Annotated in this window: 13 protein-coding genes; 6 read left to right on the top strand and 7 right to left on the bottom strand. The window is 44.5% G+C overall.

What is annotated here, in order from left to right:
• Position 1 precedes the first annotated feature (1 nt).
• The 3 genes from GO495_RS06230 to GO495_RS06220 are packed head-to-tail and all read right to left on the bottom strand — an operon-like array spanning position 2 to position 2,237.
• On the bottom strand, positions 2–1,231 hold the full coding sequence (locus GO495_RS06230; protein ID WP_157298798.1) for a TolC family protein: 1,230 nt from the start codon (positions 1,229–1,231) through the stop codon (positions 2–4).
• Positions 1,232–1,283: 52 nt separating this feature from the next.
• Positions 1,284–1,892 carry a TetR/AcrR family transcriptional regulator gene (locus GO495_RS06225; protein WP_157298797.1) on the bottom strand — a complete coding sequence of 203 codons (609 nt, stop codon included), beginning with the start codon at positions 1,890–1,892 and terminating at the stop codon, positions 1,284–1,286.
• Between the two features lie 45 nt (positions 1,893–1,937).
• Positions 1,938–2,237 carry an ArsR/SmtB family transcription factor gene (locus GO495_RS06220; RefSeq protein WP_240915160.1) on the bottom strand — a complete coding sequence of 100 codons (300 nt, stop codon included), beginning with the start codon at positions 2,235–2,237 and terminating at the stop codon, positions 1,938–1,940.
• A gap of 81 nt (positions 2,238–2,318) precedes the next feature.
• Between GO495_RS06220 and GO495_RS06215 the strand changes: the two genes are divergently transcribed.
• The gene (locus GO495_RS06215) at positions 2,319–3,731 is read left to right on the top strand and encodes an aminotransferase-like domain-containing protein (RefSeq protein WP_157298796.1); all 1,413 of its coding nucleotides are present in this window, start codon (positions 2,319–2,321) and stop codon (positions 3,729–3,731) included.
• Here the strand turns inward: GO495_RS06215 and GO495_RS06210 are convergent.
• A complete protein-coding gene (locus tag GO495_RS06210; RefSeq protein WP_157298795.1) occupies positions 3,723–4,334 on the bottom strand; it encodes a MarR family winged helix-turn-helix transcriptional regulator in 612 nt (203 codons plus the stop codon). The two genes, GO495_RS06215 and GO495_RS06210, sit on opposite strands and share 9 nt — an antisense overlap.
• Before the next feature lie 77 nt (positions 4,335–4,411).
• Positions 4,412–4,570, bottom strand: a complete 159-nt coding sequence (locus GO495_RS06205) for a hypothetical protein (protein ID WP_157298794.1) — start codon at positions 4,568–4,570, stop codon at positions 4,412–4,414.
• Positions 4,571–4,601: 31 nt separating this feature from the next.
• Here GO495_RS06205 and GO495_RS06200 point away from each other — a divergent pair, with 31 nt between their 5' ends.
• The 5 genes from GO495_RS06200 to GO495_RS06180 are packed head-to-tail and all read left to right on the top strand — an operon-like array spanning position 4,602 to position 7,873.
• A complete protein-coding gene (locus tag GO495_RS06200; protein ID WP_157298793.1) occupies positions 4,602–5,108 on the top strand; it encodes a hypothetical protein in 507 nt (168 codons plus the stop codon).
• On the top strand, positions 5,108–5,773 hold the full coding sequence (locus GO495_RS06195; RefSeq protein WP_157298792.1) for a hypothetical protein: 666 nt from the start codon (positions 5,108–5,110) through the stop codon (positions 5,771–5,773). The genes GO495_RS06200 and GO495_RS06195 overlap by 1 nt, the downstream gene beginning before the upstream one ends.
• 19 nt (positions 5,774–5,792) lie before the next feature.
• Positions 5,793–6,533, top strand: a complete 741-nt coding sequence (locus GO495_RS06190) for a sensor histidine kinase (RefSeq protein ID WP_157298791.1) — start codon at positions 5,793–5,795, stop codon at positions 6,531–6,533.
• A 60-nt stretch (positions 6,534–6,593) separates the two neighbouring features.
• On the top strand, positions 6,594–7,259 hold the full coding sequence (locus GO495_RS06185; RefSeq protein ID WP_157298790.1) for a response regulator transcription factor: 666 nt from the start codon (positions 6,594–6,596) through the stop codon (positions 7,257–7,259).
• A gap of 38 nt (positions 7,260–7,297) precedes the next feature.
• A complete protein-coding gene (locus GO495_RS06180) occupies positions 7,298–7,873 on the top strand; it encodes a histidine phosphatase family protein (RefSeq protein WP_157298789.1) in 576 nt (191 codons plus the stop codon).
• A 396-nt stretch (positions 7,874–8,269) separates the two neighbouring features.
• Here GO495_RS06180 and GO495_RS06175 read toward each other — a convergent pair whose 3' ends face one another.
• Positions 8,270–10,627, bottom strand: a complete 2,358-nt coding sequence (locus GO495_RS06175) for a TonB-dependent receptor (protein ID WP_157298788.1) — start codon at positions 10,625–10,627, stop codon at positions 8,270–8,272.
• A gap of 181 nt (positions 10,628–10,808) precedes the next feature.
• The gene (locus GO495_RS06170) at positions 10,809–11,795 is read right to left on the bottom strand and encodes a glycosyltransferase family 2 protein (RefSeq protein WP_157298787.1); all 987 of its coding nucleotides are present in this window, start codon (positions 11,793–11,795) and stop codon (positions 10,809–10,811) included.
• Positions 11,796–11,804: the final 9 nt, after the last annotated feature.

Genomic DNA, 11,804 nt, shown 5'->3' with positions numbered 1-11,804 from the left:
ATTAATTACCGGAAGTGTTTTTACTGTTGTATTGTATCTGTAGCAACTGGATTTCATGTAATGCCAGATTCTGTCTGGCCTGGTTCTCTGCATTCACCTGACTGATATAATCATGAGAGGTGATGACACCATTCTCTAATTGCGCCACGGCAGCGTTTTTAACAGAAGTACGCAAAGCAATGATCTGCTGGTCCTGCGAGATCATATCATCGAATTGCTGTGCATTTACCTGCTGTTGTGTTAACGTTAAGCGGGTATTGAAAAGGAATGTCTCCTTTTGTACGTCCAGGTCCTGGCGATTGATACGCAGTGTCTGTTTATTGTTATGGAGTGTATACAGGCTGTTTAAAGTCCAGCTGAGACGAAGGCCGCCCATACCGAAGACACCAAAGCTGTTGTCTATAATATTATAGGTAGGCCGTCCATACCCACCTTGTACAAACGCACTTATTTTAGGCAGGTAGTTAGACCTGAGTTGTTTCTCCTGTATCTCATATGTTTGTTGCTGATGCTCATATAAACTGAGTTCCGGCCGTTTGATATCTGTAACAATATTTATTGCAGCGGGTTTAACCAAAGTAGTAACAGGCTGATTGATGAACAGGGCCAGCATCTGCATATACGCTTTTTTAGCAGCCACCAGTTGGGTACCTGCCTGCTCTACATTCAGCAGTTCGGCTTTCAGTTCATCCGCACTGCTTCTCAGCGCGGTACCATTATCCACAGCTCCCTGCATTTTATGGATACCACTTTCGATATCCGTTCTGCGCAAATCATTCTGCCGCAGTTGTTCCTCTGATAAAAGGATCCCGAAGAATAGCTGGCTTACCCTGTCTTTGACAGCGTAAAGGTTTACTTCCAGCTGTTGTTCCTGGGTAGCGGTAGCTGCCTTGCTGAGTTCTTTCTGATAGTGGATACTGCCCCCGTCGTACAGGGTCTGACTGATCTCCGCCTGTACCTTATACTGGTCCTTGCTTAACTGGGGGAGGCCGGGCAGCGGGAAATGCACGACATCCGACTGATAAGTAGCCTGCCCGGAGAAAGAGAGTTGCGGCAGGTACCCTTTCCCGGCATTTTCCACAGAATAAGCCCCGGACCTGCTAATTAACTCCCGTTGTTTGATGAGCGGGTAGTTCTTAGTGGCCAGTTCATAACATCTGTCCAGGGTAAGTGGCTCCTGGGCCAATGCCTGTGTACTGAATAGCAGGCATATCCAAACGAGATATCTCATAATACTAACTGTTTAATCTAACCATATGGTTAATTACCAGGCAAAAAAATATTTATGCTTTAATCCATGCAAAAATTACTTCTGTTATCACCTTTTTCCTGTCTTCCATCATCATATTGTACTGTACGTTGTCCAGTTGTAAAATACCCTGTACCATTGGCCGGGCTACAAAGGGGAAAACGCAGAGGGACAGGATATTGAGGAGCAACTGGATGGGACTTACTTCTTTGATCTGTCTCTGTTTTCCGGCTTCTACGATCTCTTTCAGAAACAATAATATATTGGGAAAGTTCCCTTGTGTTTTCAATCGCTGCAAAAACATCTCCGGCTGCTGGTTGATCTCATTCAGTACGAACATGGGGAGATAAGGTGCTTCCATCACGCCATCTATATAACTCTCCACAATGGCCGGGACCTTCTCCAGGATCGGCATTGGCTGGCTGAGGACTGTGCCCAGGCGGCCTATCACTTTACCTATTGCCTCATTAAATACGATCTCAAACAGTTTGTCCTTGCTACGGTAGTAATAGTGCAGCATGGCTTTGTTGATCCCCGCTTCGTCTGCAATGTCCTGCATACGTGCGCCAGCCAGCCCGCGTTTTACAAATATCTTCTTGGCCGCTTCGATGATCAGTTCCTCCGTATTTCTCTCTTGTGCCATTACAACTAATTGATTTAACCATTTGGTTAATGCGAAGATAATGGATTAACTCAATTTTCCAAAGAAGACGGATAAATATTTCATCATCTCTTTATTGATAGTCAGTTGTACGGTACGGCCGGTCTTATCGTAGATAAGTACCCCGCTGTCGACCAGGATCTTTATATGATGGGAAACTGTTGGCTGTGATAACCCGGTTAACTCAGTTATTGCACAACATTGAATGGCAGTTTGTTGCGCTGCTGCCAGCAGTATAGATAACCGGTGCTTGTCCGCTATTGCATTTGCCGCTTTTTCTACCATTGCTGCATCCATATGGTAAAAATATAAAATTTTAGACTTCATCCCATGTTTGTGTAATAATTGGCTGATATACAACCGGAAAATACATTTATACGTATATAAAATAATACTCGTGAGCCAACCATGAAGAGTTTCAGACATGCGCATTTGCAGTTGTCCTTTAACAGCAGAGAGCCAATATATCAGCAGATCAAAACGTACATTATCAATGAAATACAGCGGGGAAGACTACTTCCGGGCGTATTGCTACCCGGTACCCGTATCCTGGCCCAGCAACTGAAAGTGAACCGGAATACCATTATTACGGTGTACGAACAGCTGACAGCACAGGGATGGCTGTCCTCTCAATATAAGAGCGGGACCAGGGTAAGTGATACCATGCCTTCCGGAAAGCAGCTGGAAAGGCCTGCGCTTATCAACATTGATTTCCCTGTTTTTGATTTTAAAATCACGCATCCCCATACCAGGGGCGATTTCGAGATTACGTTCGACGACGGGCTGCCGGATATAAAACTGATACCTGTTACGGATATTACCCGGGAATGCCGGCGTCTGCTGCAACAATATTCCACCCAACAGCTTTACCAGTTCAGCACAGAACGGGGTAATGAGCAATTACTGGCGGAAATCAATGTTATTTTAAATAATGACCGGGGCCTTGCCTTGACCACGGCGAACATTTGTGTTACACACGGTCACCAGGATGCCATTTATCTCACAGCCCGGACTTTATTACGGCAGGGAGACCATGTGGCCGTGGAGTACCCTGGTTACCAGCCGGCCTGGAATGCTTTTACGATAGCAGGTGCACAATTGCACCATATCCCGGTAGACCGTTCCGGGATCAGTATCGAACACCTGGAAGCGCTGTGCAGGAAACAGGCATTGAAAGCATTGTATATCACCCCCCATCATCAATACCCCACTACGGTAACGCTTTCGCAGGAACGCCGTAAACAGTTACTGGCATTAAGTGAACTCTATCATTTCATGATCATCGAAGATGATTATGATCATGAATATCATTTTAGTAAAGAACGGATATTACCTCTGGCCGGTATGCAGCAGGCAGGCAATGTCATTTACATAGGTACACTCTGTAATGAGTTTCCATTGAGTTTTGTTTGCGGTTCTGCCGCATTCATTCATTCCCTGGCAGCGTATTATTCAGTGACCCATCAGCAGGAACATAATATACTGGAACTGGCGATCGCTAACATGCTGGCTTCGGGAGATATCAGAAGACACCAGCAGTATAGCCGTAACATTTACCAGCAAAAGATGGAACTGGCCGCCAGTGTTATTCCTTTTACAAAACCTTCCGGAGGACTGGCGATCTGGCTGGAACTGCCTTCTGCAGCTACTCCTGCAGGGATATTACAGAAGATACAGGCAGGTGGTTTAAACATTGTGGACCCTGCACGTTATTATGATGCATCACATTATGACACGATGGGTATACGTGTGGGTTATGCTTCTCTGGAAGAAAGGGAGATCGTAAATGGATTGGAAAAACTGGGGAAGATCTTAAGATAAAGAAGAGTGATACATGCAATCCAGTTGCAGCTCAGATGACAATAAACGTTTTTGCAGGAACAGGCATTCGTGCTGCCGTTTCTTATTTCCGTTATAGTGAGCGCAGTTATAACACATCCTTTGTACACCACCTTTATCAGGTGTTATTAATCCGGCGATAATTGAATATACTGACTGATACAGGAGATTTTTTTCCTGATCGGACTTATTATTCAGGAGCTGTTCAATCTGCCCCATATATGCTCCTGCCTTTTCCAGCATTTCTATCCCTGTTTCGGTCAGCGCCAGGGAAAAGCTGCGGCGGTCGCGTTTATCATTATGCATTTCCAGCAGTCCTTTTGTAACCAGTGAGCCTACGGCATCGCTGATGGTAGGGCGGCTTACCTGTAATTCAGCCGCGATGTAAGCAGCTTTGTTTACGGCAGGAGAATGGTATCCTGTAAAAAGCAGGATCTGTAACTGTAAAGGGGTGACACCCAAAAGCCTGGCCTGTTCCCATTGCATCGCCTTCAGCATATCACTGAGTCGTTGCAGGGACAATACCAGCCGGGAATCAAGGTGTGTCAGTTGTTGTTCCGGACTAAAGTTGGTTTTCCTTTTCATTGTTCAAGCGCACAAAAGTACGTCAGCCTGTCTGCCCCTGCCAGTACCAGATGATTATTTTTTACCAACCTTCTGGACTACCCCGCTATATATCCTTTTTCCTTATCTTTATTAATAGTCGCCCCGGCATAAGACACAGTACTGTAATCAGCATCAATTAATTTCACGTATAAATACGCTATTTTTTCAGCAATAGTACCCGGCACCATACCGGCCATATCAGCTAATTTGCACATTCATTCAACAATAAAACCACAATCATTTACCATGAACCGCAATGTTATCGTACCCCTTTTCCTTATTGTGTTCCTTACGCAATGTACCCCACAGCGGGACTATAAAATTCCCCTGGACCCCGTAAAGGCAAGCCGGCACGTAATTTCCATACAAGAAGCTGAACAATTGAAGAATGGTTTCCAACAGGCTAAAAAGGAACTGCACCGCCAGATACCGGGCAATTACCTGGACAGCGCCTTTAACCTGCCGGATGCGGAGATGTTTAACCGGGACGCTATAGCAGCCCTGCTGAATGCAAAAGGCGCCAAAAACCTGCGTATTTACCTGGGCCGGGATGAAAAAGGACAGGTCAGATTTGTATTACTGCCGGCAGATGCCAAAGGCAGGGATATTCTTACCACCCTCGTTCCGGGGCCAAGAGCTGTAAGCATACCGGGTATCTCCAGCGCCACCGCCCGTGACGGTGCCCAGGCCATGGAAAGTGGTCAACGTTGTCCTCCGATGTGTCAAACTACACAAGATCCTACAGAAAATTAATGAATACAATAGGTGCTTTCCTGGTTAGCCAGACTGTTCTTATACCGTTATTGATAGGGCTGATCCGCTTCAACAGGACTGTTGCCAGCTTTCAGCCCTTTCTTTTACTGCTGGCACTGGCTTTTATCTCAGAAACGATCAGCTTTATCTGTATCCGCGTACTGGACACAAGTAATGCTGTACCGTTCAATTTGTACGGACTGGCAGAATCCATGGTGATCCTCTACCAGTTCTACGTATGGGGTTTCCTCAAAAGAAAGCACGTTCTGTTCATTGCCCTGATCAGCGGCATCGGTACCGTGTGGATAATAGAAAACCTGATTTTCAATAAGATAGAAACATTTAGCCCTGTTTTCAGGGTAGCATATGCCTTTATAGTAGTGTTACTCAGTATTAATGAGATCAACTTTATGATCGTGCGGGACAACAAGAATCTCCTCAAAAACTCCCGTTTCCTTGTCTGTCTGGGATTTATCACCTTTTTTATCTACCAGATCATCTACGAAGCCTCCTATTTTGTAGGGATAAATAGTTCAGTATTACTTTTAAAGATCGTTTTAATGTTTAATTCTATCAATGCTTTTGTAAATTTGATCTATGCTATAGCTGTTCTCTACATTCCCGTTAAAGAAGAGTACTATTTTAACAAACATTTTGATGCCTAGCAGATAGCGTTAATACCCCATGATCGACAAAATATTCTATACGACTGTCTTCATCTCATTACTGATAGCTATCATCATTATATTTTTCGTGGTGTCTATCATCCTGTATCACCGCAGGTATATACAGTTGCAACGGGAACGCATAGTGGCAGAAATCACTATCCTGGAAAATGAACGCAAACGGATGGCAGCAGACCTGCACGATAGTATGGGCCCTCTCCTCTCTACCATCAAACTGAATCTTCATAGTATCAATGTTACTGACGAACCGGATAAACGTATTATTGACAAGTCGGGGAAGTATATTGATGAAGTGATCCAAAGCCTGCGGCAAATCTCTCATAACCTTTTGCCAGCCACCCTGGAACGTAAAGGATTAACGGAAGCCCTGCATGAATTTATCAGACAGATATCTGATAAACAATTACTGGACATTCATTTTCGTACGTCCGGTAACATTGACATTCCTCCCAACAGGGAAATCCACGTTTTCAGGATCATACAGGAGATCACTCATAATACGCTGAAACATGCAAAAGCCACACAGATGCAGATAGTACTGAGCAGGGAAAGCGGGTTTTTCCTTGTACTGATAAAGGAAAACGGGATAGGGTTTGATGTAAAAAAGGTAAAGGCAGAGTCTACCGGACTGGGAATGAAAAGCCTGGCCATACGCACGGATATCCTTAATGGTTCCATATCTATAGATTCCACACCTGGCCAGGGGACCAACTATTTCATTAAAATACCCGTTGAATAATGTATATTTACGGCCAATAATTTATTGAGAGCCACTTCGTACCCCCAAGATTAAACTTACATGAATCACGACATCCGATTAGTGATCGCTGACGATCATGAGATTTTCCGTGATGGACTAGCATTAATGCTTTCCAGACAACCCAATATTGCGCTTGTCGGACAGGCAGGCAACGGCCGGGAACTACTCGAATTACTGAATACCGTGGAAGCAGATGTGATCATGACGGACCTGAAAATGCCATTAATGGATGGTATTACCGCTACCCGTGCTTTATTACAGAAAGATGCCAGCGCTAAGATCATTGCCTTGTCCATGTTTGACGAAGAAGAGCTGATAGTGGAAATGCTGGAAGCGGGCGCCAAAGGTTACCTGCTGAAAAATGCAGATAAACAGGAGATTATAGAAGCCATTACCTGCGTATACCAGGACAATATATTCTATTGCCGCCAGACCTCCGCCAGACTGGCCGCCATGATCGTTAAAAGTCGTTTCAATCCTTCCAAAGACGTTGTTCCCACCTTTACGGAGCGGGAAACAGAGATCATCCGCCTGATATGCCAGCAGTTCACTGCTCAGCAGATAGGGGATAAAATCTTCCTCAGCAAACGTACGGTGGAAGGTCACCGTACCCGGATCCTTGAAAAAATGAATGTCCGGAATACCGCTGGTGTAGTGGTATTTGCACTTAAACACAATCTTATCAGCGAAGCCGAACTACTTTAGGCTATAAATCCTGCCATCCGCTGCTTATCTTTGCCTCCATGACACGTATTGCCCTTATCCGTCACGGAAGTACAGCATGGAATAAAGAAGGTAGAATGCAGGGAAGCACTGATATCCCCCTTGACGATGAAGGCATCCTTCAGGCACAGAAACTGGGCCTGCGCCTTTCTGACGAACAATGGGACCTTGTATATTCCAGTCATTTATCCCGTGCCCGCCAAACCGGCGAAATCATCGCTGCCCAACTGGGCATTACCGACTTTTTCCAGGATGAACGTTTACGGGAAGTATCCGGCGGGAAAACGGAAGGTACTTCTGAAGAAGAAAGGATCCTTAAATGGGGCCCCGATTGGCGGCAACTGGAACTGGGCATGGAAACAGAAGCTGCAGTTTGTGACCGGGGACTTGCTTTTATAGACGATTTACTGGAAGCCCATGCCAGGAAACATATCCTGATTGTGAGTCATGGTAGCTTTATAAGGCATCTGTTAAGGAAACTGGCTCCTACGCTTACTATTACGGAGCATCTTAAAAATACTTCTGTTACCCGGTTTACCATTAAGGATAACCTTTGGGATTGCGAGCTATATAATTGCACTAAACATCTGGTATAAACTCCTTCTGAACGGTATGATACGCCTTCACAGATTATAATAAGACCCTATATAAAGTAGAATTGAAGAGGTATTGCTAAGGTTCATCCTCCGTTCATCCTACGTTGCGAACGTAGGATGAACGGAGGATGAACCTTAGCAATACCTCTTCAATCCCTTTTCTTAACAATACTTCTTAGAATCTGAGTACCTGTTAATGAAAACACAGTGTAAGACATCGTGAAACAGGGCCGGAATTGGCCCTATAAGGGTCTATTTAAGCTGTTTAAGGATAATACTCAGGTAAATGGACAGGCCTCCCCATTTCGCCTGAAAAAGGCTTTTGGGAAGGTCTTTTTGTTCCTCTGGTACAGGTGCTATAAAAAAAGGCCAGCCCCGTGTCATTTAGTTTAAGGATTAAAATTTAAGACTGATGCTACCGATGAAACGGGCCGGATTCTGAGGCGTCAGTCGCACAGACCATGCTTTTTCGCTGGTCAGGTTATCTACCTTAAATCCTATACGGAACTTGCTGTGTTCATAAAAAACAGAGGCATCCAGCAGCGTATAGGAAGGGATGATCACTTTAGCTGTTTTAGTGTTCGTCTGGAAAGACGCACTACCTGCGTTACCCCCAAAGCCGGCTCCCAAGCCTTTCAACGCGCCATTGGGAATATGGTAGCTGATCCAAAAGTTCAGGGTTTTGTCCGGGCCGGACAAGGCTGGTCTTAATCCCAGGATAGAAGAGTCTCCGTGTGTATATTTACTATTGTTATAAGCATAACCGGCAACGATGTTCAGTCCTTTCACAGGGTTAGCCGTCAGTTCTATTTCCACGCCCTTACTCTGTTGTGTCGCATCCTGGATGGAATAGTTCGCATCGTCCGGATCTGTCCTTAAAACATCTTTCACCCGGATATCGTAATAACTGATGGTACCTACCAGTTTATGCTCCCACACGTCCGCTTTAATACCGCCTTCCGCCTGATTACCCTGTTCAGGCTTAAATGCTTTGCCATTTTTGTCGCTTCCTCCCTTGTTAAAGAAGCCATTCATATAGCTTCCAAATACAGAGAGTTTGTCTTTATACAGTTCGTATACCAATCCCAGTTTAGGTGATAAGGCCGTCTGGTCATACGCCCCGGTACTGATGGCAGTCGTTATATTATATACACCCTGACTATGATACCTGTCTACACGAAGGCTCAGCATCGCCAGCAGGTTATCTGTAATGTTGATGACATCAGAAGCATAAGCAGCATAAGTATTATCTCCGTTATTTTCCACACGGGGAACCGCAGTAGGCGCCAGGGCCAGTGAATCTACTTTACTCTGGCTTAACCTGTAACCTTTGCCCGGATTGATGAAATTAACAGCAGGAGCATTTACCGTTACCCTGTCGAATGAATTTGAATTATTGTAATAATCCAGTCCTACTACTAACCTGTTACGAAAAGACCCGATCTTAAAATCTCCTATGAAATTCTGCTGGATATCAGTAGCGATAAAGGTGGTATATCCTACTATTACCTGTGGACGAATTGTACTATCTGAAGCACCATTCAGCGCCGTGATATAACCGTCGATAGAAGAACGTGCACGGGACACTACTGTCTGGGAAGTCCATTTATCGGAGATCTTATAGTTTACCTGTGCGAATATGTTCATCATTTGTGTCTGGTAAGCAATATCATTGCTGATGAACATACGGTTGTATGGGAACTTCATGTCTGCGATAGACTGTATTTTGTTGCTCTTGGTGTAAGGATTGAAACGTACTACAGAGGTACCTTTTGCCTGTCCGAATTCTACGTCCAGCAATAAGGAAAGGCGGTCCGTGATCTGGTAAGAGAAACTTGGCGCCAGGCCGAGACTGCGCGTGAACCCCATATCCTGGAAGCTCTTTTCAAAAGTAGTAGCGCCATTCAACCTGAATAACATTGTTTTTTCCTTGTTAACCGGTGTATTCACATCTACGGTAAGGCGGTTGTAGTTCCAGCTACCGGCAAAAAAGGCCACTTCCCCACCGAAATCATTGTAGGGCTTTTTGGTAACACGGTTGTATAATCCGCCATAACTGCTGGATACGTTTGTACCGAATAAAGTAGCAGAAGGGCCTTTGATCGCTTCTACCCTTTCCAGGTTGGCATTATCGATAGAAGAGAATGCTGCGCCCGCCACACCATTTCTTGCATTAGGCTCTGTTTCAAAACCCCGGGAACGGAAAGTAACCCTCCCCTGGTTAGCCAGCATCGGGATACCAGCACCAGGTACATTTTTAGAGACACTACCCAGATCAACAGCCATTTGTTCCTCGATCAATTCCTTAGGAACGATGTTGTACACCTGTGGATTTTCCAGGTTCTTTAAAGGCAGCCTGCTTATATATATACTTTCCTTTTTAGAAAATCTATTTGTAGTACCTACGATGCTTACTTCCTGTAAAGCCCGGATATTTTCTTTTGTCAGCTGGTAATCGAAGGTGGTCGTTTGTCCGGCGACAACTTCTACCGTCTGGTCATTTTCCTTAGTTCCCAGCATCTGGATCCTTAAAGTATATTTACCAGGAGCGATATCTGTTATCTCATATACACCTTCCCTGTTGGTAAGTGTCCCTTTCTGTAATTCGACTAATGATATTGAAACAAGTTCTAATGGTAATTTATCTACTGAAGTGATATGACCTGTAACTTTCCCTGTATTTGATTGTCCCTGTGATATAAGAGGAAGACTAAAAAGTGCTACTATAACAGCACTGATTAAAAATCTTGGCATTTATGAATTTTTTGCAAAGGTAGGGCAGGTTTGCGCGGAGCGTTTATCGATTCGGGAATTTATCGGCGTCCATTTATTGATTCGGGAATTTTTCGTGTAAATCTACTGGTATCACTTTCCAATATTAGAAAGTGTTTAACAATATTGGATAAACCCCGGGATGGCAATAGTTGCATACTGCTTACTGTTTATATCTGATAATCAACTTCACCCATGTCTTTAACAGGAAATAAAGAGAGGTTTTATTCCTGTGTAAATTAAATGCCAATTTTGCCTGTACCAGCGCCTGAGCAGGAGCTTTGTACCCACCATAAACCATGTCTGATGTCCGTGCAAAATAATGTGACCAGTTCCTTTTGGCATTATTCGTTAATTTCTTTCTTTGATCCGGAGGAAGATATTGCTGTATGGTTTTAATAACAAAAGCAATGTCCTTTATATGCTGTCCGGAAAGAAAATACCTGCTTGAAATATTATTGCTGTGTATCCTGTACCGGGCAAGCTTTTCCGGGGAATGAGCCACCGGATAATGAGCGGCTATTCTAACCCACATTTCCCAGTCCTCTCCATAATGTACGCCAAAAAAACCACCTAATTTTTCATACACGCTTCTTTTTACGACAATCGCCGGTGGCTGAAGCTTCTGCCCCTGAGCAATTATTGTTAACCAATCGTTTATTATACCAGGTTCCGGTAAAACAAACTCGTTAGGATAACGTTCCTCTCCTTCTTCATTAATATGCCAGAATCCGGTATATGCTGCGCCTGCCTGCGGATAGGCCAGGAACAGACTTTCTATTTCATTATAAAAGCCTTCAGCAACGACATCATCCCCATGCAGGATATGCACCCATTCCCCCTTTGAACGGTTCAAACATGTTTCAAAATTACGTAAACTTCCCTGGTTTACAGGTTGCCTGAAAAAACCTACCCGCCCCTTACCTACTTCCGCTACCAGTTGCTCGATATCAGCATCTGTACTGGCATCATCAATTACTTCTATCTGCATCTTTTCCGGCCCGGGGTCCTGCTGCAACACACTTTCCAGCGTATGTCTCAGAAAGGCGCTGCAATTATACGTTGGGATCATAACAGACCATAACGGGCGCTTAACCGTATTATCCACAGGTGCAATTAACGGAGGCGAAGAAGGTATACGCTCATTCATATCAGCGCT

The organism is Chitinophaga oryziterrae (genome assembly GCF_009758125.1).
Taxonomy (GTDB): domain Bacteria; phylum Bacteroidota; class Bacteroidia; order Chitinophagales; family Chitinophagaceae; genus Chitinophaga; species Chitinophaga oryziterrae.
Note: the sequence above shows the minus strand (reverse complement) of the source record. Positions and strands in the feature narration are given on the sequence as shown.